The sequence below is a fragment of the Pseudomonas synxantha genome, from assembly GCF_900105675.1.
Classification (GTDB): Bacteria; Pseudomonadota; Gammaproteobacteria; order Pseudomonadales; family Pseudomonadaceae; genus Aquipseudomonas; species Aquipseudomonas synxantha.
The window spans coordinates 5,695,612-5,716,089 of the sequence record NZ_LT629786.1 but is presented as its reverse complement, the minus strand read 5'-3'; the positions used below and the strand labels follow the sequence as shown (position 1 = coordinate 5,716,089).

At 60.4% G+C, this 20,478-nt stretch carries 24 protein-coding genes; 10 read left to right on the top strand and 14 right to left on the bottom strand.

Annotated elements, in window-relative coordinates:
- Positions 1–18: 18 nt before the first annotated feature.
- From rsmD to BLU48_RS26495, 3 genes are read right to left on the bottom strand one after another with little or no spacing between them, the layout of a single operon-like run.
- Entirely contained in the window at positions 19–636 is a 618-nt protein-coding gene (gene rsmD / locus BLU48_RS26505) for a 16S rRNA (guanine(966)-N(2))-methyltransferase RsmD (RefSeq protein WP_057022824.1), read from the bottom strand.
- A complete protein-coding gene (locus BLU48_RS26500) occupies positions 636–2,126 on the bottom strand; it encodes a M16 family metallopeptidase (RefSeq protein ID WP_057022825.1) in 1,491 nt (496 codons plus the stop codon). Before BLU48_RS26500 ends, rsmD begins: the two co-directional genes overlap by 1 nt.
- Positions 2,119–3,474, bottom strand: a complete 1,356-nt coding sequence (locus tag BLU48_RS26495; protein WP_057022826.1) for a M16 family metallopeptidase — start codon at positions 3,472–3,474, stop codon at positions 2,119–2,121. Before BLU48_RS26495 ends, BLU48_RS26500 begins: the two co-directional genes overlap by 8 nt.
- A 338-nt stretch (positions 3,475–3,812) precedes the next feature.
- On the opposite strand from BLU48_RS26495, the gene ftsY reads away from it, so the two are divergent.
- From ftsY to rpoH, 4 genes are all read left to right on the top strand, one after another.
- Positions 3,813–5,189, top strand: coding sequence for a signal recognition particle-docking protein FtsY (ftsY, locus tag BLU48_RS26490; protein ID WP_057022827.1), 1,377 nt, complete (start codon positions 3,813–3,815; stop codon positions 5,187–5,189).
- Positions 5,186–5,857 carry a cell division ATP-binding protein FtsE gene (ftsE, locus tag BLU48_RS26485; RefSeq protein ID WP_003195112.1) on the top strand — a complete coding sequence of 224 codons (672 nt, stop codon included), beginning with the start codon at positions 5,186–5,188 and terminating at the stop codon, positions 5,855–5,857. The genes ftsY and ftsE overlap by 4 nt, the downstream gene beginning before the upstream one ends.
- On the top strand, positions 5,854–6,876 hold the full coding sequence (gene ftsX, locus BLU48_RS26480) for a permease-like cell division protein FtsX (protein WP_046069945.1): 1,023 nt from the start codon (positions 5,854–5,856) through the stop codon (positions 6,874–6,876). The genes ftsE and ftsX overlap by 4 nt, the downstream gene beginning before the upstream one ends.
- A 129-nt stretch (positions 6,877–7,005) precedes the next feature.
- Positions 7,006–7,860, top strand: a complete 855-nt coding sequence (gene rpoH, locus BLU48_RS26475) for an RNA polymerase sigma factor RpoH (protein ID WP_003176698.1) — start codon at positions 7,006–7,008, stop codon at positions 7,858–7,860.
- 131 nt (positions 7,861–7,991) lie between these two features.
- Here the strand turns inward: rpoH and mtgA are convergent, their stop codons facing one another.
- The gene (mtgA, locus tag BLU48_RS26470; protein WP_057022828.1) at positions 7,992–8,714 is read right to left on the bottom strand and encodes a monofunctional biosynthetic peptidoglycan transglycosylase; all 723 of its coding nucleotides are present in this window, start codon (positions 8,712–8,714) and stop codon (positions 7,992–7,994) included.
- A gap of 74 nt (positions 8,715–8,788) precedes the next feature.
- On the opposite strand from mtgA, the gene BLU48_RS26465 reads away from it, so the two are divergent.
- From BLU48_RS26465 to trmB, 4 genes are all read left to right on the top strand, one after another.
- Positions 8,789–9,169: a DUF423 domain-containing protein gene (locus tag BLU48_RS26465; protein ID WP_057022829.1), complete on the top strand. Its 381-nt coding sequence runs from the start codon at positions 8,789–8,791 to the stop codon at positions 9,167–9,169.
- Between the two features lie 71 nt (positions 9,170–9,240).
- The gene (thiS, locus tag BLU48_RS26460; RefSeq protein ID WP_046072595.1) at positions 9,241–9,441 is read left to right on the top strand and encodes a sulfur carrier protein ThiS; all 201 of its coding nucleotides are present in this window, start codon (positions 9,241–9,243) and stop codon (positions 9,439–9,441) included.
- 64 nt (positions 9,442–9,505) lie between these two features.
- Positions 9,506–10,300 (top strand): thiazole synthase, encoded by a 795-nt coding sequence (locus BLU48_RS26455; protein ID WP_032884143.1) that lies wholly within the window; start codon positions 9,506–9,508, stop codon positions 10,298–10,300.
- 9 nt (positions 10,301–10,309) lie between these two features.
- Positions 10,310–11,035: a tRNA (guanosine(46)-N7)-methyltransferase TrmB gene (gene trmB, locus BLU48_RS26450; RefSeq protein ID WP_057022830.1), complete on the top strand. Its 726-nt coding sequence runs from the start codon at positions 10,310–10,312 to the stop codon at positions 11,033–11,035.
- Positions 11,036–11,176: 141 nt separating this feature from the next.
- Here trmB and BLU48_RS26445 read toward each other — a convergent pair whose 3' ends face one another.
- The 9 genes from BLU48_RS26445 to BLU48_RS26405 form a co-directional block, all read right to left on the bottom strand.
- A complete protein-coding gene (locus BLU48_RS26445) occupies positions 11,177–11,500 on the bottom strand; it encodes a DUF3392 domain-containing protein (protein ID WP_003176691.1) in 324 nt (107 codons plus the stop codon).
- 21 nt (positions 11,501–11,521) lie between these two features.
- Positions 11,522–12,724 carry a radical SAM family heme chaperone HemW gene (hemW, locus tag BLU48_RS26440; RefSeq protein ID WP_057022831.1) on the bottom strand — a complete coding sequence of 401 codons (1,203 nt, stop codon included), beginning with the start codon at positions 12,722–12,724 and terminating at the stop codon, positions 11,522–11,524.
- A complete protein-coding gene (gene rdgB / locus BLU48_RS26435; RefSeq protein WP_164484862.1) occupies positions 12,721–13,317 on the bottom strand; it encodes an RdgB/HAM1 family non-canonical purine NTP pyrophosphatase in 597 nt (198 codons plus the stop codon). Before rdgB ends, hemW begins: the two co-directional genes overlap by 4 nt.
- Positions 13,314–13,748, bottom strand: coding sequence for a DUF4426 domain-containing protein (locus BLU48_RS26430; protein WP_057022833.1), 435 nt, complete (start codon positions 13,746–13,748; stop codon positions 13,314–13,316). Before BLU48_RS26430 ends, rdgB begins: the two co-directional genes overlap by 4 nt.
- Positions 13,749–13,769: 21 nt before the next feature.
- Entirely contained in the window at positions 13,770–14,390 is a 621-nt protein-coding gene (metW, locus tag BLU48_RS26425) for a methionine biosynthesis protein MetW (protein ID WP_005792273.1), read from the bottom strand.
- Between the two features lie 25 nt (positions 14,391–14,415).
- Entirely contained in the window at positions 14,416–15,558 is a 1,143-nt protein-coding gene (metX, locus tag BLU48_RS26420) for a homoserine O-succinyltransferase MetX (RefSeq protein WP_046069938.1), read from the bottom strand.
- A gap of 141 nt (positions 15,559–15,699) precedes the next feature.
- Positions 15,700–16,287: a YggT family protein gene (locus tag BLU48_RS26415; RefSeq protein ID WP_003195087.1), complete on the bottom strand. Its 588-nt coding sequence runs from the start codon at positions 16,285–16,287 to the stop codon at positions 15,700–15,702.
- Between the two features lie 25 nt (positions 16,288–16,312).
- Positions 16,313–17,131, bottom strand: coding sequence for a pyrroline-5-carboxylate reductase (gene proC, locus BLU48_RS26410; protein WP_057022834.1), 819 nt, complete (start codon positions 17,129–17,131; stop codon positions 16,313–16,315).
- A gap of 34 nt (positions 17,132–17,165) precedes the next feature.
- Positions 17,166–17,852: a YggS family pyridoxal phosphate-dependent enzyme gene (locus tag BLU48_RS26405; protein ID WP_043046293.1), complete on the bottom strand. Its 687-nt coding sequence runs from the start codon at positions 17,850–17,852 to the stop codon at positions 17,166–17,168.
- A gap of 57 nt (positions 17,853–17,909) precedes the next feature.
- Here BLU48_RS26405 and BLU48_RS26400 point away from each other — a divergent pair, with 57 nt between their 5' ends.
- Entirely contained in the window at positions 17,910–18,944 is a 1,035-nt protein-coding gene (locus BLU48_RS26400; protein WP_057022835.1) for a type IV pilus twitching motility protein PilT, read from the top strand.
- A gap of 78 nt (positions 18,945–19,022) precedes the next feature.
- On the opposite strand, the gene BLU48_RS26395 is transcribed toward BLU48_RS26400, so the two are convergent.
- Complete coding sequence (locus BLU48_RS26395; RefSeq protein WP_046069933.1) at positions 19,023–19,661, bottom strand: C40 family peptidase; 639 nt, start codon at positions 19,659–19,661, stop codon at positions 19,023–19,025.
- Between the two features lie 249 nt (positions 19,662–19,910).
- Here BLU48_RS26395 and BLU48_RS26390 point away from each other — a divergent pair, with 249 nt between their 5' ends.
- The gene (locus BLU48_RS26390) at positions 19,911–20,339 is read left to right on the top strand and encodes a TM2 domain-containing protein (RefSeq protein WP_046069932.1); all 429 of its coding nucleotides are present in this window, start codon (positions 19,911–19,913) and stop codon (positions 20,337–20,339) included.
- The last annotated feature ends 139 nt before the right edge of the window (positions 20,340–20,478 follow it).

Sequence of the window (20,478 nt, the reverse complement as noted above, 5' to 3'; positions counted from 1 at the left end):
AAGCTCCCTAACCACAGGTTAAGCGGCGTTTTCGATCAACCGGTGCCACAGTGCGTAATACACCCGCCCGGATTTCTGCTCCCGGTGCAGGCGCCAGCTGCCCGGCAGGCCGAGAGTGGACGGCGCGGTCTCGCTTTCAGTGTAGACCCAGGCATCCGGCGCCAACCACTGACGTTCTTCCAGCAATGCGCACACGGTCGGCAGCAGGTTCTGGTTGAACGGCGGGTCGAGAAACACCACGTCATATTCCGTGGCTGCCTGGGTTTCCAGATAGCGCAGCGCGTCAGCCGTCTGCACCTGGCCGGTAGTGCAGCGCAGCGTGCCCAGGTGCTCCTTGAGGCTGGACACTGCCACATTACTGGCATCAAGCGCCTGGCCCTGGGCGGCACCACGGGACAGCGCCTCCAGGAACAACGCGCCACTGCCGGCGAACGGATCGAGCACCTTGGCCCCGCCGATATATGGCGCGAGCCAGTTGAACAGGGTTTCACGCACGCGGTCCGGCGTCGGGCGCAGGCCGACGACGTCGGGGAAGCTCAGCTTGCGGCTGCCCCATTCACCGCCAATGATGCGCAGTTGGCCCACACCGTTATGTACGTTGTGGACAGGTTTTTTCGGGCGAGATGAACTGGCCATTAATGCTCCGGAACCCCGAGCGGCTGCTCGGCAGGTTTATCAGTGGGGGGCGGTAGTGGCTTTTGCGCAATCGTCGGGCCGGCGGTCACGATGACCATCTTATCGGCGCTCAAGTGTTTGTTCATGGCTGCCTTGACCTGCTCTACGGTCAGGGCCTGGGATTGTTTCATGAAATCTTCCAGATAGTTCAGCGGCAGGTTGTAGAAACCCATGGCGCCCAACTGCCCGACGATATCGGCATTGCTCGCGGTGGACAGCGGGAAGCTGCCAGCCAGTTCGCGCTTGGCGTCATCCAGTTCTTTTTGCGTCGGGCCGGTCTTGAGATAGTCAGCCAGCACGTCTTCAACCAGGCGCAGGGTGCCACCGCTCATTTCGGCGCGGGTCTGCAGGTTGATCATGAACGGGCCGCGCACCTGCATCGGTGAGAAACCGGAGTACACACCGTAGGTCAGGCCACGCTTCTCACGCACTTCACTCATCAAGCGGGTGCCGAAGCCGCCGCCACCGAGGATCTGGTTGCCCAGGGATAAGGCAGCGTAGTCCGGGTCGGCGCGGTCGATACCCAGTTGTGCGAACAGCAAGTGGGTCTGCTTGGATGGGAACTCGATGCGGCTCAGGCCGGGTTTTGGCTCGGTCGGCTGGGCAATCTTCGCCATGGCCGGGCCTTTGGGTAGCGACGCAGAAACCTTGGCCGTCATGGCCTCGGCTTCAGGGCGGGTCAGATCGCCCACCACCGCAATCACCGCATTACCGGCCGCATAGGCTTTGGCGTGAAACGCCTGCAACTGCGCCAAGGTAATCTTCGGCACGCTCTCGGAGGTGCCTTCGCTTGGGTGCGCATAAGGGTGGTCGCCGTACAGGCGCTTGAACAGCTCAATGCTCGCCAGTTTGCCGGGGTTCTGCTTCTGGTACTCGAAACCGGCCAGGATCTGGTTCTTGATCCGTGCCAGGGAGTCCGCCGGGAACGTCGGCTGGCCGATCACTTGGTCAAACAGTGTCAGGGCTGCTTCGCGCTTATCGCTGTCGCTCAGGCTGCGCAGAGAAACCAGCGCCATGTCGCGGTAGGCGCCATTGCCGAAGTCGGCACCCAGGCCCTCAAAACCACTGGCGATCTGGCTGACATTCTTGCCCGGCACGCCTTCGTTGAGCATAGCATTGGTCATCAATGCCAGGCCCGGTGTATCGCCATCCTGGCTGCTGCCGGCAGCGAACAGGATGCGCATGTCGAACATCGGCAATTCATGGGCTTCGACGAACAGCACCTTGGCGCCTTCGGCGGTGGTCCAGGTCTGTACATCGAGCTTGCGGTTGGTCGGAGCCTTGCCGTCCAGCTCTGCCAGGGATTGCAGGGTGCTGGCCGATTGGGCCTTGTCCAGGGCCTGGCTGGCGACCGACTCGCTCGGGCGCAGGAAATACACGGCACTGGCCGCGACCAGGGTGACAGCGATCAGGCCGGGCAGGATCAGGCGGCTGCTTTTACGATTACTCATGAGCGCTCTCCTCAGGCAAAACATGGGCGACGCTCAGACGTTCGTGGGTGAAATAGGTGCGGGCAGCTTTCTGGATATCTTCCGGCGTGACGCTTTGCAGATCGGCCAACTCGCTGTCCATCAGCTTCCAGGACAGGCCGACGGTTTCCAGGGAGCCGATGGCCGTGGCCTGGCTGGTAATGGAGTCGCGCTGGTATACCAGGCCGGCAATCACCTGGGCACGGATCCGTTCCAGTTCTTCGGCAGTCGGCGGCTTGGCTTTCAACTCATCAAGCAGGCGCCACAGGCCGGCTTCGGCTTGGGCTACGGTCTTTTTCTTCTGCTGGTTGGGTGTGGCCGACAGCATGAACAGCGTATCGCCACGGGTATAGGCGTCGTAGTTGGTGGAAGCGGCAGACACCAGCTCCTCGCCACGCTCCAGTTGTTCGGAGATGCGCGCGCTGTAGCCGCCGTCCAGCAGGGCCGAGATCAGGCGCAGGGCTTGCACCGAGCGTTTGTCTTCGGCAGTGGCAAGGCCAGGTACGTTGAAACCCAGGAATACACTCGGCAGTTGGGTCTGCACGTGCAGGGTCAGCAGGCGCTCGCCAGGCTCGGGCAGCTCCATTGGGATCTTCGCCGGTGGCACGTCACGCTTGGGGATCGGGCCGAAGTAACGCTGGGCCAGGTTTTTCACTTCGTCCGGGGTCACGTCGCCGACCACCACCAGGGTGGCGTTGTTCGGTACATACCAGGATTGGTACCAGTGGCGCAGCTCCTCGACCTTCATGCGGTCCAGGTCAGCCATCCAGCCGATGGTCGGCGTGTGGTAGCCGCTGGCGGGGAAGGCCATGGCCTTGAAACGCTCGTAGGCCTTGGACATCGGGTTGTCGTCGGTGCGCAGGCGGCGTTCTTCCTTGATGACCTCGATTTCGCGGCTGAACTCGTCGGCAGGCAGGCGCAGGCTGGCCATGCGGTCGGCTTCCAGTTCGAAGGCCACGCCCAGGCGGTCGCGGGCCAGCACCTGGTAATAGGCGGTGTAGTCATCGCTGGTGAACGCGTTTTCTTCGGCGCCCAGGTCACGCAGGATCAGCGAGGCTTCGCCGGGGCCAACCTTGGCGCTGCCCTTGAACATCATGTGTTCCAGGGCGTGGGACAAACCGGTCTGGCCCGGGGTTTCATAGCTTGAACCAACCTTGTACCAGACCTGGGAAACCACCACTGGTGCGCGATGGTCTTCGCGCACGACCACTTTAAGGCCGTTATCCAGAGTGAATTCATGGGTGGGTTGTGGGTCGGCAGCCAAGGCTGAGAGGGGCAGACAAACTGTGCTGAGCAGCAGGCCTGCGGCGCGGCGGGCTAGAGCATTCATTCGTTTTTAAACCTGTTGGGCTGCCCGCTTGGTCTTAGCGTCGGCGGGCGAGGAGGTGCTAGGATACTGATCCGATTTAGAGACGGCCACTGCGGTTGTCATCTAGTCCTGGATCCAGTCGTAGGAATGTTGGAATAGAGGGTGTTTTTCCCCGACGATCTTCAACTTTTCGCCGATTTTATCGCTTCAGTCCTATATTGAAACGATTTGCCAAGGCCTTTATTTACGCCTTACAAAATGTTGCGCATGAACAAGCGGGCGTTAAAGCAGTCTGTTCTGCATCGAATTTATTTACCGAGGCGCCCTGGCGCATCGCTACTTTGAGATAGCCGTCCTCCATGTTTGGTTCCAACGACGACAAGAAGAGCCCAGCTGCGGCTGGCGAGAAAAAAGGCCTGTTCGGATGGCTGCGCAAAAAGCCGCAGGAAACCGTCGTCGAACAGCCGCAGGTTCAACCCGAGCCCGTTCCTGAGCCTTTAGTAGAAGCCGAACCGGTTGCCGATACCCCGGCGCCGGTGGTGTTGCCGATGGCCGAGCCGGTATTGCAGCCCGTGGTCGAGGTAGAGCCCGAGCCTGAACCCGAGCACAAACCGTGGCCGCAATTGCCGGTGGCCGAAGAGCCTGTAGCACTGGTTGAAGATGTGCAGGCCGAGCATGTGGCTCCGCCGATCCCGGTGGTTATAGAGCCGCAGCCGGTGGTTGTCGAAGCACCGGTCGAGCCTGCGCCCGTGCAGATTGCCGCTCCCGCTGTGATCGAAGAGCCAACCGTCCCTGCCGAAACCAGCAAGACCGGGTTCTTCGCCCGCCTCAAGCAGGGCTTGAGCAAGACCAGTGCCAGCATCGGCGAGGGCATGGCCAGCCTGTTCCTGGGCAAGAAGGTCATTGATGATGAGCTTCTGGAAGACATCGAGACCCGCCTGCTCACCGCCGACGTGGGCGTCGAAGCCACCGCCGTGATCATCCAGAGCCTGACCCAGAAGGTCGCACGCAAGCAGTTGACCGACGCCGATGCCCTGTACAAATCCTTGCAGGCCGAACTGGCGGCGATGCTCAAGCCGGTGGAAGCGCCGCTGGTGATTACGCCGAACAAGCCGTTCGTGATCCTGGTGGTCGGCGTCAATGGCGCCGGCAAGACCACTACCATCGGCAAGCTGGCCAAGAAGCTGCAGGGCGAGGGCAAGAAAGTCATGCTCGCCGCCGGTGACACCTTCCGTGCCGCCGCCGTCGAGCAGCTGCAAGTATGGGGCGAGCGCAACAAGATTCCGGTGATCGCCCAGCACACCGGCGCCGATTCCGCCTCGGTGATCTTCGATGCCGTGCAAGCGGCCAAGGCCCGTAATATCGACGTGCTGATCGCCGATACCGCAGGTCGCCTGCACACCAAAGACAATCTGATGGAAGAGCTGAAGAAAGTCCGCCGTGTCATCAGCAAGCTCGACGCCGACGCGCCGCACGAAGTCTTGCTGGTGCTCGACGCCGGCACTGGCCAAAACGCCATCAGCCAGGCCAAGCAATTCAACCAGACGGTGCAACTGACCGGCCTGGCATTGACTAAGCTCGACGGCACGGCCAAGGGCGGTGTGATTTTCGCCCTGGCTAAACAGTTCGGGTTGCCGATTCGTTATATCGGTGTCGGTGAAGGCATCGATGACTTGCGCACTTTTGAAGCCGAACCCTTTGTACAGGCACTGTTTGCCGAGCGGGAGCGTTCATGATTCGATTCGAACAGGTCGGTAAACGCTATGCCAACGGGCATGTGGGCTTGCATGAGCTGAGCTTTCGCGTGCGTCGCGGCGAATTCCTGTTTGTCACCGGCCATTCCGGCGCTGGCAAAAGTACGCTGTTGCGCCTGTTGCTGGCCATGGAGCGCCCGACCACCGGCAAGTTGCTGCTGGCAGGCCAGGACCTGGCGACCATCAGCAATGCACAGATTCCGTTCCTGCGCCGCCAGATCGGCGTGGTGTTCCAGAACCACCAGTTGCTGTTCGACCGCACGGTCTTCAACAATGTGGCCTTGCCGTTGCAGATACTCGGGCTGTCCAAGGCCGAGATCGTCAAGCGTGTGGACTCGGCCCTGGAGCGCGTAGCCTTGTCGGACAAGACCGATCTCTTCCCTGGCGACTTGTCCACCGGCCAGCAACAACGCGTCGGTATTGCTCGCGCCATCGTCCACCGTCCGGCCTTGTTGCTGGCGGACGAACCTACCGGTAACCTCGACCCGCGCCTGGCGGCCGAGATCATGGGCGTGTTCGAAGACATCAACCGCCTGGGCACCAGCGTACTGATCGCCAGCCACGACCTGGCCCTGATTGCCCGCATGCGCCATCGCATGCTGACCCTGCAACGCGGTCGCCTGATTGGTGACGGGGAGGCCGGCGTATGAGTGCCACTCGCAGCCCTAAAGTGTCCGAACGCGTGGCGCCGAAACCGGCCGACCCGCAGCCACCGAAGAAAAAGCGCGACGAAGACGACGGTCCTGACTTCGGCACCTTGCTGCATGCCTGGATCGAAAGCCATCGGGCCAGCCTGGTCGACAGCCTGCGCCGCCTGGGCAAGCAGCCGATCGGCAGCTTTTTCACCTGCCTGGTGATGGCCGTGGCGCTGAGCCTGCCGATGGGCTTGTCGCTGCTGCTTAATAATGTGGAGCGCCTGGGCGGTTCCTGGCAGCGTGCGGCGCAGATTTCGCTGTACCTGAACCTGGACGCCAGCAGCAAGGACGGCGAAGCACTGCGCGACGACATCAAGAACATCCCGGGCGTTGCCGAGGCCGAGTACATCAGCCGCGACCAGGCCCTTGAAGAGTTCCAACAGCAATCCGGCCTGGGCGAGGCGCTCAAGGAGCTGCCGCAGAACCCATTGCCTGGCGTGGTGCTGGTGACGCCGAACGAAGTCGATAAGCCGGCCCTGGAGGCCCTGCGACAAAAACTCGCAGAGATGCCGAAGGTGCAACAGGCGCAACTTGATCTAGTCTGGGTAGAGCGCCTGGCCGCGATCCTCAAGCTGGGCGACCGCTTTGTGTTCGGTTTGACGGTGTTGTTGGTGTCTGCATTACTTTTGGTGATAGGTAATACCATTCGTCTTCATATTGAAAACCGTCGCACCGAGATAGAAGTGATTAAACTGGTCGGAGGCACGGACAGCTATGTGCGTCGTCCTTTTCTGTACATGGGCGCGCTGTATGGCTTGGGTGCAGGAGTTTTGTCCTGGGGCGTACTGGCGTTTGGCCTTGACTGGCTGAACGACGCGGTGGTTGGGCTGGCCGGTTTGTATGGCAGTGATTTTGCCCTGGCTGGGGTGCCGGTTGCCGATGGTCTTAGTCTCTTGCTTGGCGCCGTCCTGTTGGGGTATATCGGTGCCTGGATTGCGGTAGCACGGCATTTACGTGAACTGGCGCCGAAGTAGTTAATGCCAGGGTAATGTGGTTTCGTTTGTATTGACCGTATCAGTGGTATAGGGAACTTGTCCTACGGTTCCCGGTCAATTTTCGCAGTGCTGAACTGCACGAGTTATGTGAGTCGGAGGTTTTTTCGTATGACCACTTCTTTGCAACCTGCTTATGCCTTGGTCCCGGGTGCGAACCTGGAGGCTTATGTGCACACGGTCAACAGCATTCCATTGCTGACGCCTGAGCAGGAGCGTGAACTGGCCGAGAGTCTCTACTATGAGCAGGATTTGGGGGCGGCTCGGCAGATGGTGCTCGCCCACCTGCGTTTTGTCGTACATATCGCCCGTAGCTATAGCGGCTACGGCCTGGCCCAGGCTGACCTGATTCAGGAAGGCAATGTCGGCCTGATGAAGGCTGTAAAGCGCTTCAACCCTGAAATGGGCGTGCGCCTGGTGTCGTTTGCCGTGCACTGGATCAAGGCGGAAATCCACGAGTTCATCCTGCGCAACTGGCGCATCGTGAAAGTGGCGACCACCAAGGCCCAGCGCAAGCTGTTCTTCAACCTGCGCAGCCAGAAAAAACGCCTGGCGTGGCTGAACAACGAGGAAGTCCACCGCGTGGCCGAAAGCCTCGGCGTGGAGCCCCGTGAAGTGCGCGAGATGGAAAGCCGCCTGACCGGCCATGACATGGCCTTCGACCCAGCCGCCGAAGCGGATGACGACAGTGCTTTCCAATCGCCGGCCAACTACCTGGAAGACCACCGGTACGACCCGGCGCGTCAACTGGAAGACGCCGACTGGAGCGACAACTCCAACCACAACCTGCACGAAGCGTTGGAAGTACTGGACGACCGCAGCCGTGACATCCTTTACCAGCGCTGGCTGGCGGAAGAGAAAGCCACGCTGCACGACCTGGCGCAGAAGTACAACGTGTCGGCCGAGCGGATTCGTCAGCTTGAGAAAAGCGCGATGAACAAGCTGAAGTTGTCGATCGCCGCCTAATCCAGCTGGCAATGCTGGTTTGAAAATGTGGGAGGGGGCTTGCTCCCGATAGCAGAGTGTCAGTCGACATATGAGTGACTGATCCGCCCCTATCGGGAGCAAGCCCCCTCCCATAGTTGTTTTGTATTGTGTCAGTTGGACCAGGGGGCTTTTCGGGAGTTGTTCAACTCAGCCAGATAGCCGTCCCCACCCAGCTGACTCATCTGCTGACGAATCCACGCCGCCCGCCGCGCCACATAGGCTGTAGGATGGCCGGCACTCCACACCCGCGGATTAGGCAACACCGCCGCCAGATAACTGGCCTGTTGCCGCGAAAGCCCTTTGGCACTCACGCCAAAATGATGTCGCGCCGCCGCCTCTGCGCCAAACACACCTTCATCCCACTCCACGCTGTTGAGGTAAACCTCAAGAATCCGCTCCTTGGGCCACAGCACCTCGATCAGCCCGGTAAACCAAGCCTCCAGGCCCTTGCGCAGATAACTGCGACCGGCCCACAGGAACAGGTTCTTCGACACCTGCTGGCTCAACGTGCTGGCGCCGCGAATCGAACCTCCGCGCTCGTTGTGCAGGATCGCCGCCTGGATCGCGCCAAAATCAAAGCCCCAGTGCTGCGGGAAGCGCTGGTCTTCACCGGCCATCACCGCCACTTTCAGGTCGTCGGAAATCTCATCCCACGGCACCCAGGTGCGTTGCAGGTCAATGGGCTCACCGTCAATCCAGGATTCGACCTTGCGCTCCACCATCAATGCAGTGAACGGTGGCGGGACAACCCTGAACAGCAGCACCAGCAGCACACTGCCGATGGCAAACCATTTCACGACGTTGAGAAAGCGTTTGAAGAGGACACGCAGCATAGAGATGGCTTGGCCGAACCCGTTGAGCGGGCCATTATACAGACCCTGCCCGATGAGTCTGACTGGAGTTCCCAATGCTGCGTAGCTTTCTGATGCTGGCTGCCTTTTTCGGCTTTACCGGTGTCGCCCTGGGGGCGTTTGCCGCCCACGGCCTGAAAAACCGCCTGAGCGCCGAGTACCTGGCGATCTTTCACACCGGTGTGACTTACCAGCTGGTGCACGCCCTGGCGCTGTTCGGGGTGGCCTTGCTGGCGGCACATATTCCCGGGCGGTTGGTCAGCTGGGCGGGCATCTCGTTTACTGTCGGTATTCTGCTGTTCTCGGGCAGCCTGTATGTGCTGACCCTGACCGGCATCAGCAAACTGGGGATCATCACGCCCTTCGGCGGGCTGGCATTCCTGCTCGGCTGGTTCTTCCTCGGCCTCGCGGCCTGGCGCTTGCAGCTGACCGCTTGACGCTTGGAGCTGACCTTTAGGTCCCAATCGAGCTAGAATACTGGCCCCTAAAAACGATGGCGGCCCGTGGCATGCGCATTCAGTTGAACGGCGAATCCTTTGAACTGCCCGATGGCGAAACCGTCGCGGCCCTGCTGACCCGCCTGGACCTGACCGGGCGACGCGTCGCAGTGGAGCTCAACCTGGATATCGTTCCGCGTAGCCAGCACGCCGAGACCGCGCTCGTCGAAGGTGACCAGGTCGAAGTGGTCCACGCCATCGGCGGCGGCTAGCCGACCGGCGCCCAAGTGCGCCAACCCGCATTCTGCAGAACCTCATCCAAACAGAGGATTTCCCATGAGCATCGTTCGTAGCGACAAGCCTTTCGTCCTGGCCGGTCGTACCTACCAGTCCCGCCTGCTGGTCGGCACCGGCAAGTACCGCGACATGGAAGAAACCCGCCTGGCCATCGAAGCCTCGGGTGCCGAGATCGTCACCTTCGCCGTGCGCCGCACCAACCTCGGCCAGATCGAAGGCGAGCCGAACCTGCTCGAAGTGCTGTCGCCGGATCGCTACACCTTCTTGCCAAATACAGCCGGTTGCTACGACGCCATCGAAGCCGTGCGCACCTGCCGCCTGGCCCGTGAGCTGCTCGACGGCCACAACCTGGTGAAGCTGGAAGTGCTGGCTGATCAGAAAACCCTGTTCCCTAACGTGATCGAAACCCTCAAGGCCGCTGAAACCCTGGTCAAGGAAGGCTTCGACGTGATGGTCTACACCAGCGATGACCCGATCATCGCCCGTCAGTTGGCAGAAATCGGCTGTATCGCCGTGATGCCGCTGGCTGGTTTGATCGGTTCCGGCCTGGGCATCTGCAACCCGTACAACCTGCAGATCATCCTTGAAGAAGCGAAGATCCCGGTGCTGGTGGATGCGGGCGTGGGCACAGCCTCCGATGCAACCATCGCCATGGAACTGGGCTGCGACGCGGTGCTGATGAACTCGGCCATCGCCCACGCCCAGCAACCGATCATGATGGCCGAAGCCATGAAACACGCGATCGTCGCGGGCCGCCTGGCCTACCTCGCCGGGCGCATGCCGAAAAAACTCTATGCCAGCGCCTCTTCGCCGCTGGATGGTCTGATCAAGTAAGAGCTATTGATGACTGAATCAAACGAAACGCCGAACACCGTGGACGCAGGCGACGAGTCCAAGCACCGCCGCATCAAGAGTTTTGTGATGCGCGCCGGCCGCATGACCGAAGGCCAGCAAAAGGGCCTGGAACAAGGTGCGCCGCTCTTCGTGTTGCCTTTGGCCGATGCGCCGGTTGATTACGACCAGGTCTTTGGCCGTTCGGCCCCACGTTCCCTGGAAATCGGCTTCGGCATGGGCCACTCCCTGCTGGAAATGGCCGCGGCCTCACCGGAGCAGGATTTCATCGGTGTGGAAGTGCACCGTCCAGGCGTTGGCGCGTTACTTAACGGCGTGCTCACCCAGGGCCTGACCAACCTGCGAGTCTACGACTGCGACGCGATTGAAGTGCTCAACCGCTGCATCGCCGACAACAGCCTCGACCGCCTGATGCTGTTCTTCCCCGACCCGTGGCACAAAGCCCGTCACCACAAGCGTCGTATCGTCCAGGCGTCCTTTGCGGAGTTGGTGCGCAGCAAGCTGAAAGTGGGCGGTATCCTGCACATGGCCACCGACTGGGAACCGTACGCGGAATACATGCTGGAGGTGATGAACGTCGCCCCTGGCTACCGCAACCTGGCGGAAGACGGCAAGTGCGTGCCGCGCCCGGCCGAGCGGCCGATCACCAAGTTCGAACGCCGTGGTGAACGGTTGGGGCATGGGGTGTGGGATTTGAAGTTTGAGAAGTTGGCATAACTCGCCCCCTGACTTGAAATGCAACCAAATGTGGGAGGGGGCTTGCTCCCGATAGCGGTGGATCAGTCAGCTAATCTGTAGCTGACCCACTGCTATCGGGAGCAAGCCCCCTCCCACATTTGTATCTGTGTTGGCTTTAGGTTAGCGGCGGTCTGCCACCACCCCAATCAACACCAGCACCACCACCAGCACCGGCGCCAGGCTGTAATTATTGAACTGGCTCAACCCCCGCACAATCCACGGCGTAGCGTAGATCAACGCTGCACCGCTGCCGATCATGCACAGCAGGGCCATCAAGGGCACGCGCAAGGCGCCAGCGATGCTGCCCAGGCGCGCTTCGACCCAGCCCTTGATATCGGCGCCGAACAGCACCAGCAAGCAGCCCACGAGGGCCAGGGAGATTTCCGACAGGTTGCTACGGCTCCAGCGGGATACGGTGGCGAGCAGGTCGAGTACCAGATCCATTCGATTTCCTTAAAAGAGCTATCAGCTCAAAAACTTCTGCAACAGGTCATTGAGAAAGAGTTGCCCGCGGTCGGTTGCCGCCAGGCGTGACGGTTCGACCTGCATCAAGCCACTTTGTTCTGCCTCGCGGCGGCCTTCGTCGAGGCTGGCCAGCTCGAGCCCGGTGCGTTCGGCGTAGAGCCTGGCATCGACGCCCTCGGTCAGGCGCAAAGCGTTCATCAGGAACTCGAACGGCAACTCCTCGTTGGTCAGTTCTTTCGCCCCGGCCTGGAAGCTTTTGGCAGGGTTGAGGTAGTCCTTGGGCGCACGGGTTTTCCAGGTGCGCACAATACGCCCGTCCGGGTGGCTGAGCTTGCCGTGGGCGCCAGCGCCAATGCCGATAAAGTCGCCAAAGCTCCAGTAATTCAGGTTATGTCGCGCCGGCCGCCCCGGTTGGGCGTAGGCCGACACCTCGTATTGCGCGTAACCGTGCTCGGCGAGCAGGGCCTGGCCGGCTTCCTGAATATCCCACAACGTGTCGTCCTCCGGCAGCGCGGGCGGCTGGTTCCAGAAGACAGTGTTGGGTTCCAGGGTCAGTTGGTACCAGGACAGGTGGGTTGGCTTCAACGCAATGGCCTGGCGCAGGTCGCCGAGGGCGTCGTCCAGGGACTGGTTGGGCAGGCCGTGCATCAAGTCCAGGTTGAAGTTATCGAACCCTGCCTGGCGGGCCATACCGGCAGCGCGCACGGCTTCATCGCCATTGTGGATGCGACCCAGGGCTTCAAGTTTTTCCTGCTGGAAGCTCTGGATGCCGATGGACAGACGATTGATCCCCAGCTTGCGGTAGGCCACGAACTTCTCTTGCTCGAAGGTCCCGGGGTTGGCTTCCAGGGTGATCTCGATATCAGCGGCGAACGGAATACGGGCTTCCACGCCCTTTAACAAGCGGCCCAACGCGGCGGCGCTGAACAGGCTGGGTGTGCCGCCACCGAAGAAAATCGAACTCAGCTCCCGGCCATAAACAGCGTGCAGGTCTTGCTCCAGATCCGCCAGCAATGCATCTACATACTCCTCCTCCGGCAGCACCTTGCTGGCGGTGTGGGAGTTGAAGTCGCAATACGGGCATTTGCGCACGCACCAGGGGATGTGGATGTACAGCGCCAGGGGCGGCAGGTGGGGCAGAGCCGCCCGTGGTGTTTGCGCGCCACCGTGGATCAGCGGCTGCGCAGAGGTGTTCTGGGTCATTTCAGGCCCAGGCGCTGACGCAGCAAGGCCATGGCGCGGGCGCGGTGGCTGATCTGGTTCTTGTCGGCCGGGCTCAGTTCGGCGCTGGAAACATTGCGGTCCGGCACCCAGAACAATGGGTCGTAGCCAAAGCCATGTTCGCCGCTGGCGGCGTGCAGGATGCGCCCCTGCCACAAGCCTTCGCACAGGATCGGCAACGGGTCATCGGCATGCCGCACCAGGGCCAGTACGCAGACGAACTGCGCGCCGCGTTCGGCATCCGGCACGTCTTTGAGGGCGTCGAGCAGTTTGGCATTGTTGGCTGCGTCACCCTTGCCATCGGCATAACGGGCCGAATAGATACCCGGGGCGCCGCCGAGAAAGTCCACCGCCAGGCCCGAGTCATCCGCCAGCGCCGGCAGGCCGGAAATACGCGCGGCATTGCGTGCCTTGAGGATGGCGTTTTCAACGAACGACAGGCCGGTCTCTTCTGGCTCGATCTGGCTGAACTCGCCAATCGAGCGCAGTTGCACGGACTCACCGAGCATGGCCTGCAGTTCCTTGAGTTTGCCGGCGTTATGGCTGGCCAGTACGAGTTGGGTAAGGTTCATTATTCGGCCGGGAACAGTTCTTGGTTGAATTGGAAGCTATGGGCTTTGCCGCCGGTTTCAACGTTGATGGTAAACGTCTTGTATTCGCGCTGTGTCACCGAATAGGGCGCGAGATAGCTGATCCCGCCTTTCTCTTCGATTTGCTTGAACGTCAGGATCTCGCTCTTGCCGCCCAGATCCTTGATGGTGCCGGTCACCTGGGCCGCGACCGGGGCCACGCCCTTGATCACAGTCACATTGATCAAACCCTTCTCCTTGCTGCGCACCACGCCGACTTTCTGGGCGGTCTCGGGTGGCAGGAAGCTGGAGGTGAAGGTGTTGTAGTGGACGGTGATATCGCCAAAGTCTTTCTTGCGATTAGCATCGATAGTATCGGCGGCCATGGCGCTGGCGCCCAGGCATGCAGTCAATAGAAAAACAGCCAAACGACTCATGAACGTCCCTCTTGAAAATGATTAGACGGCAACTTTGTGGTCGGTCAGGCCAGGGCTGCTGACCCGGTAAATACCGATTTCGCCCAATAGATTGGGCCATAGCTTACTCGCCCAGCCGTGGCGGTGCTGTTGATCGACGGCAAGGCGGTTGATCACCTTGGCTTCACGCTCGCCACACAGGGCTTCGAAGTCTTCGAAGGTGCAGAAGTGGATGTTCGGCGTGTTGTACCAGGTATATGGGAGGAAATCCGAGACCGGCATGCGGCCCTTGGTGGCCAGGTACCAGCGGCAGCGCCAGTGACCGAAATTGGGGAAGGTGATGATGCATTGGCGGCCAACGCGCAGCATTTCGTCAAGAATGCGGTCCGGGTAGTGCACCGCTTGCAGGGCCTGGGTCATCACCACGATGTCGAAGCTGTTGCTGGCAAAGTTGCCCAGGCCCTTGTCCAGGTCCTGCTCGATCACATTGATGCCCTTGGCCACGCACTGGGCGATGTTGTCCGGGTCGTTTTCCAGGCCGTAGCCGGTAACTTGCTTGTTGTCGCGCAGCCAGCTCAGCAGTTCGCCATCGCCGCAGCCCAAGTCGAGCACGCGGCTGCCGGCGGGGATCCAGTCTTGGATGATTTCCAGGTCGGCTCTCATGGCGTTTTCCCAAAGCGTAAGCAATTCATATAAGCGTGATTCGGTTCATGTAGTTGCGAAACGCCTGCAGGTAACGTGGGATCGGGATCAGGAAGGCATCGTGGCCTTGTGGAGCATCGATTTCCAGGTAGCAAACGTCTTTCTTGGCGGCCATCAGGGCGTCCACCAGCTCACGGGAGCGGGCCGGCGAGAAACGCCAGTCAGTGGTGAATGACATGACGCAGAACTTGGCCGTGACGTTCTCGAAGGTTTTCGCCAGGTCGTCGCCGTGGTTGGCGGCCGGGTCGAAATAGTCCAAGGCCTTGGTCATCAGCAGGTAGGTGTTGGCGTCGAAACGCCCGGAAAACTCTTCGCCCTGATAACGCAGGTAGCTTTCCACCTGGAACTCGACGCTGTGGAAGTCGTAGTTGAGCTTCTCGCTCTTGAGACCACGGCCGAATTTCTCGCCCATGGAATCGTCGGACAGGTAGGTGATATGCCCCACCATCCGCGCCAGCATCAGGCCACGCTTGGGGATCACGCCGGCTTCCTGGAACGAACCGCCATGGAACTCGGGGTCGGTGAGGATGGCCTGGCGCGCCACTTCGTTGAAGGCGATGTTCTGCGCCGACAGCTTGGGCGCCGAGGCGATGGCCAGGCAATGACGGACGCGGTCCGGGTAGCTGATGGTCCATTGCAGCGCCTGCATGCCGCCCAGGCTGCCGCCAATTACTGCGGCCCACTGGCCGATGCCCAGCAGGTCGGCCAGGCGTGCCTGGCTGTGCACCCAGTCTTCCACGGTCAGCACCGGGAAGTCCGCGCCGAACGGCTTGCCGGTTTCCGGGTTGAGGCTGCTGGGGCCGGTGGAACCGTTGCAACCGCCGAGGTTGTTGAGGCTGACCACGAAGAACTTGTTAGTGTCGATGGGTTTGCCGGGGCCGATGCAGCTGTCCCACCAGCCGGGTTTGCGCTCGTCCACAGAGTGGAAGCCGGCAGCGTGATGATGGCCGGACAAGGCGTGGCAGATCAGCACGGCGTTGCTCGCCGTGGCGTTCAGTTCGCCGTAGGTTTCATAGATCAGGTCGTAGGCGGGCAACGAACGGCCGCAGGCCAGGGCCAGCGGTTCGCTGAAGTGCGCCACTTGGGGCACGACCAGTCCAACGGAATCGGGGGGGAAGGCAGCTGGCATCGACCCTGCTCTCGTTTAAATGAGGCGTAAGTCTAAAGAGCGGGGCCCCCAGCGGCAAGCAAAGGTCTGCACGGATTCAATTCAATACAAAGATACAAATGGGGGAGGGGGCAAGCCCCCTCCCACATTTTTTTGCATATTTCAGATCAGGCCGAACAGCTCTTTGGGCATGTATGCAAAGTACGCCAGGCGTGGAATCACCCAGCTTTGCAGCAGCTGGATCACGATAAACGCAAAGATCGGCGAGATATCCAGGCCACCCAGGTTCGGGATCAGGCGACGGAACGGCGCCAGCACCGGTTCGGTGATCTGGGCCACCAATTCGGCGCCCGGGCTACGGCTGCCCGGTGCGACCCACGAAAGGATCACGCTGATGATCATCGACCAGAAGATGATCTTCAGGAACAGCGAGAAAATACCGATCAGGCCCCATGGCAACAGCAGCACGGTGAACGCCTGGTAGCCGTTGAGCATCAGGATCACCACGAACAGCAGGATTTGCAGCAGCAACGCAAGCACCAGCGAAGACATGTCCAGGCCGAACAGGCTCGGGATCACCCGGCGCAGCGGCTTGAGCAGTGGCTGTGTGGCCTTGACCACGAACTGGCACAGCGGGTTGTAGAAGTTGGCCCGCACCAGTTGCAGGATAAAGCGCATCAGCACGATCAGCAGGTACAGGCTGCCCAGGGTCTGGATGATGAAAATGGCAGCGTCATTGATTCCGAGCATGTTTGATTACCTTGGTAAGGGACGACTATTTGCCCAGTTGCTCAGCCATCTCGGCTGAACGATGTGCCGCGGCACCCAGTGCTGTTTCCACCAGAGCCTCAAAGCCCCCGGCTTGAAACGATTCGATGGCGGCTTGCGTAGTGCCGCCCGGGGACGTTACACGACGGCGCAGCTCGGCGGCATCCACATCGCTGCCGACGGCCATTTTCGCTGCGCCCAGGGCTGTTTGTTCGGCCAGTTGCTCGGCGACATCATGGGGCAGGCCCAGCTTGACGCCGGCTGCGGTCATGGCCTCGATCAACAGGAAGAAGTAGGCCGGGCCGCTGCCGGAAACAGCGGTGACCGCATCCAGCTGTTGTTCCTGCTCCAGCCATACGGCGATGCCCACGGCAGACAGCAACTCCTCGGCCTGGTCACGTTGCTGCGCTGTGACTTCGTGGGTGGCATACAAGCCGCTGACGCCTTGGCGCAGCAGCGCCGGGGTGTTAGGCATGCAGCGCACGATGGGCTGGGCACCGAGCCAGCTGTTCATGCTGGCGCAGGTGATACCGGCGGCAATGGAAACTACCAGCTGATGGGGTTGCAGGCTCGGGCGCAGGCTCTCGCACACGGCCTTCATGGCCTGGGGCTTTACCGCCAGTACGATCACGTCGACGCCATGGATGGCCTCGGCGTTGTCGGCGAACGTTTCGATACCGTGTTCGGCGCTGACGCGCTCGCGGGTTTCGGCGCCCGGGTCGCTGGCGCGGATCTGCTCGGCGTCCAGGCCCTTGGCCCGCAGGCCGCCGATCAGGCTGGCCGCCATGTTACCGGCGCCGATAAAGGCAATACGCGTGTTGCTCATGACAGGTCCTTATTTTCGAGGGAAGTCAGCCATTTCACGCCTGGCCGTAGTCGCGGGCGCCAAACAGGGCGGTACCGATGCGCACCCAGGTGGCGCCTTGGGCGATGGCCGACTCAAGGTCATGGCTCATGCCCATGGAAAGTGTGTCGAGCGCCAGGTCCAGGCTGGCTTGCAGGTCGCGCACCCTGGCGAACGCTGCATCCTGTGCGGCCCTGTCTTCAGTTGGCTCGGGGATCGCCATCAGGCCACGCAGCTTCAGGCGCGGTAACGCACTGATGGCATTGGCCAGGGCCGGCAGGTCGGCAGGCGTGCAGCCGGACTTGCTGGCTTCGCCGCTGACATTGACCTGGATGCAGATATTCAGCGGCGGCAGGTCGGCCGGGCGTTGTTCGGACAGGCGTTGTGCGATTTTCAGGCGGTCCACGGAATGCACCCAGGCGAAGTTCTCGGCGATGGCGCGAGTCTTGTTCGATTGAATGGGGCCGATGAAGTGCCAACTCAAGGGTAGATCGGTCAATTCGGCCTGTTTGCCCAAGGCTTCCTGCAGGTAATTCTCGCCAAAGTCGTGCATACCGGCGGCATAGGCTTCGCGCACCGCCTGAGCAGGTTTGGTCTTGCTCACGGCCAGCAGGTGGATGCTGCTTGCGTCACGTTGCGCGGCCTCGGCTGCGGCGCGAATGCGCTGGCTAACCAGGCCGATGTTGTCTGCTATCGTCGACATTCAAGTTGCACCCGTGGATATGGAGTCCGCGGCATTCTACTGGAAATGGAAAGCCCTATGGATATCACGCAATTGCTGGCGGCCAGCGTAAGCCGAGGCGCCTCCGACCTGCATCTGTCGGCCGGCCTGGCGCCGATGCTGCGCATCGATGGCGAGGTCTGGCCCATGGATTGGCCGAGGCTTGAGGCATCGCAAATGGTCGACCTGGTGTGCCCTTTACTGAATAAACACCAACAAAAGGATTTCGAAACATCTCTTGAAACGGATTTTGCCTTCGAGTTGCCTGGCGTGGCGCGTTTCCGGGCAAACGTGTTCCGCCAGGATCGCGGCGTGGGTGCGGTATTTCGCACTATCCCGACCGAGGTCCAGAGCCTGGAAGACCTGGGGCTGGGCGAGGTTTTCCAGCGTATCGCCCAGCTTCCACGCGGTCTGGTACTGGTCACTGGGCCCACCGGCTCGGGTAAGTCCACCACCTTGGCCGCGATGATCGACCACCTTAACCAGCATCGACGCCAGCATATCCTCACCCTGGAAGATCCTATTGAATTTATCCACAGGCCGAAAAAATCCCTGATCACCCAGCGCCAAGTGCACCGCGATACCCACAGCTTTTCGGTCGCCCTGCGCTCAGCCCTGCGGGAAGACCCGGATGTGATACTGGTGGGTGAGCTACGCGACCTGGAAACCATTCGCCTGGCGCTGACGGCCGCTGAGACCGGGCACCTGGTATTTGGCACCCTGCACACTTCATCGGCAGCAAAGACCGTGGACAGGCTGATAGACGTCTTCCCGGCCGGGGAAAAGGCCATGGTCCGCTCAATGCTGTCGGAGTCGTTGCAGGCGGTGGTGTCCCAGGTGCTGGTGAAGAAGGTCGGCGACGGGCGCGTGGCTGCCCATGAAATCATGCTGGGCACGCCAGCGATCCGGAACCTGATCCGCGAAGACAAGGTGGCGCAGTTGGTTTCGGCGATTCAGACCGGTGGGGCGTTGGGAATGAAGACGCTGGATATGAGTTTGAAGGCGTTGGTTGCGCGAGGCGTGATCAGTCGAGACGATGCGCGAGAGAAGGCGAGGGTGCCTGCAGACATATGAAATTTTTCAAACAATGAAACCACATGTGGGGAGGGGGCTTGCCCCCTCCCACATTGTTTACTGTATTTCAGCTGAAGATCAGCGCTGCACGATCCGCAGGTTGCTGTTCTGCTCTTTCGGCAGCACCCGCTTGGCAATCACGTAGTTCTTGTCCCAGAACGGCTTTTTCAGCGTGTCGATGCTTACCGACTTGCCACGGCGTGGCGCGTGGATAAAGCGGTCGTTGCCCAGGTAGATGGCAACGTGGTTGACCTGGCGGCTCTTCAACTTGAAGAACAACAGATCGCCCGGCTTCAGGTCTTTGCGATCAACCTTCAAGCCGTGACCGGCCGCCATGGCGTTGGAAGTGCGTGGCAAATCCACCGCTTTTACATCGTTAAAGGCATATTTCACCAAGCCGCTGCAGTCGAACCCTTTACTTGGGCTGCTGCCGCCCCAACGATAAGGAGTACCGAGCACGTTGACGGCGCGGCTGAGCACGTTGCTGCTTTGCTTGGTGTTCACCGCCATCAGGCCGGGAGTTGCTTTACCGTGGGCCTTGCTCAGTTGAGTTGGGCGGTTGACGGTCAGCTTTGCCGATTTGGCCGTACTGGTTGTGCTGTGGACTTTAGGGGTGAAACCATTGACGTTCGGAAGTCGTTGCTCACGATTGGTGGCGTGGGCGGCCAGTGGCATTAATAGGCAGATGGTCAGCCATGTCTTGAAAAATGGTCGCATTAGGCGTGGCTCTTATGGGTTTGCGCGCAACTTTATAACAGCTTTTTGTGTCGTTCTCAGGCCGTTTGTCGACTGAACCTTGGGGTCAAATTCAGGAAAAACGCGACGAATTGCCGCAATTGTCCTACACAAGTCAGGTGGCATAAGGCTTTGAGGGCAGGAAGATACCATTTGCCGTACGTCGGGCGCTCGTAAAAAAGTCACAAAGAAAATGAAAAAATTTATCTATCGAAGCAAAAGAGGTCCTTCATGAACACCTATCAACAGGTTGGTCAGCAGCAAGATACCCACAGCAAGGTGATCGGTTACCTACTGTGGATTTTCGGTTTTACCGGGGCGCATCGCTTTTATTACGGCAAACCCGTGACCGGTACGATCTGGTTTTTCACCTTCGGCCTGCTGGGCATTGGCTGGCTGATCGACTTGTTCCTGATCCCGGCCATGGACCGTGAAGCCGACCTGCGTTTTACCGCCGGGCCGATCGAATACAACGTCGCGTGGATTCTGTTGGCGTTCCTGGGCGTATTCGGTGTGCACCGTATGTACCAAGGCAAATGGATCACCGGCCTGATCTACCTGCTGACCGGCGGTTTGTTCCTGCTGGGGGTGCTATATGACTTCTGGACGTTGAATACGCAGATTTCGATTCGTAATGCTGAGCGCAATAACGGCCGCTGATCTCTCGGCCCATAGAGAACAAAATGTGGGAGGGGGCTTGCTCCCGATAGCGGTGGGTCAGTCAGCTTATCTTTAGCTGACCCACCGCTATCGGGAGCAAGCCCCCTCCCACATTTACTGTGCTTACTTGATATTTGTT

Excerpts from the sequence above, each read along its gene's own strand:
- rsmD (WP_057022824.1), bottom strand. The coding sequence starts at position 636 with ATGGCCAGTTCATCTCGCCCGAAAAAACCTGTCCACAACGTACATAAC.
- BLU48_RS26500 (WP_057022825.1), bottom strand. The coding sequence starts at position 2,126 with ATGAGTAATCGTAAAAGCAGCCGCCTGATCCTGCCCGGCCTGATCGCT.
- BLU48_RS26495 (WP_057022826.1), bottom strand. The coding sequence starts at position 3,474 with ATGAATGCTCTAGCCCGCCGCGCCGCAGGCCTGCTGCTCAGCACAGTT.
- ftsY (WP_057022827.1), top strand. The coding sequence starts at position 3,813 with ATGTTTGGTTCCAACGACGACAAGAAGAGCCCAGCTGCGGCTGGCGAG.
- ftsE (WP_003195112.1), top strand. The coding sequence starts at position 5,186 with ATGATTCGATTCGAACAGGTCGGTAAACGCTATGCCAACGGGCATGTG.
- ftsX (WP_046069945.1), top strand. The coding sequence starts at position 5,854 with ATGAGTGCCACTCGCAGCCCTAAAGTGTCCGAACGCGTGGCGCCGAAA.
- rpoH (WP_003176698.1), top strand. The coding sequence starts at position 7,006 with ATGACCACTTCTTTGCAACCTGCTTATGCCTTGGTCCCGGGTGCGAAC.
- mtgA (WP_057022828.1), bottom strand. The coding sequence starts at position 8,714 with ATGCTGCGTGTCCTCTTCAAACGCTTTCTCAACGTCGTGAAATGGTTT.
- BLU48_RS26465 (WP_057022829.1), top strand. The coding sequence starts at position 8,789 with ATGCTGCGTAGCTTTCTGATGCTGGCTGCCTTTTTCGGCTTTACCGGT.
- thiS (WP_046072595.1), top strand. The coding sequence starts at position 9,241 with ATGCGCATTCAGTTGAACGGCGAATCCTTTGAACTGCCCGATGGCGAA.
- BLU48_RS26455 (WP_032884143.1), top strand. The coding sequence starts at position 9,506 with ATGAGCATCGTTCGTAGCGACAAGCCTTTCGTCCTGGCCGGTCGTACC.
- trmB (WP_057022830.1), top strand. The coding sequence starts at position 10,310 with ATGACTGAATCAAACGAAACGCCGAACACCGTGGACGCAGGCGACGAG.
- BLU48_RS26445 (WP_003176691.1), bottom strand. The coding sequence starts at position 11,500 with ATGGATCTGGTACTCGACCTGCTCGCCACCGTATCCCGCTGGAGCCGT.
- hemW (WP_057022831.1), bottom strand. The coding sequence starts at position 12,724 with ATGACCCAGAACACCTCTGCGCAGCCGCTGATCCACGGTGGCGCGCAA.
- BLU48_RS26430 (WP_057022833.1), bottom strand. The coding sequence starts at position 13,748 with ATGAGTCGTTTGGCTGTTTTTCTATTGACTGCATGCCTGGGCGCCAGC.
- metW (WP_005792273.1), bottom strand. The coding sequence starts at position 14,390 with ATGAGAGCCGACCTGGAAATCATCCAAGACTGGATCCCCGCCGGCAGC.
- metX (WP_046069938.1), bottom strand. The coding sequence starts at position 15,558 with ATGCCAGCTGCCTTCCCCCCCGATTCCGTTGGACTGGTCGTGCCCCAA.
- BLU48_RS26415 (WP_003195087.1), bottom strand. The coding sequence starts at position 16,287 with ATGCTCGGAATCAATGACGCTGCCATTTTCATCATCCAGACCCTGGGC.
- proC (WP_057022834.1), bottom strand. The coding sequence starts at position 17,131 with ATGAGCAACACGCGTATTGCCTTTATCGGCGCCGGTAACATGGCGGCC.
- BLU48_RS26405 (WP_043046293.1), bottom strand. The coding sequence starts at position 17,852 with ATGTCGACGATAGCAGACAACATCGGCCTGGTTAGCCAGCGCATTCGC.
- BLU48_RS26400 (WP_057022835.1), top strand. The coding sequence starts at position 17,910 with ATGGATATCACGCAATTGCTGGCGGCCAGCGTAAGCCGAGGCGCCTCC.
- BLU48_RS26395 (WP_046069933.1), bottom strand. The coding sequence starts at position 19,661 with ATGCGACCATTTTTCAAGACATGGCTGACCATCTGCCTATTAATGCCA.
- BLU48_RS26390 (WP_046069932.1), top strand. The coding sequence starts at position 19,911 with ATGAACACCTATCAACAGGTTGGTCAGCAGCAAGATACCCACAGCAAG.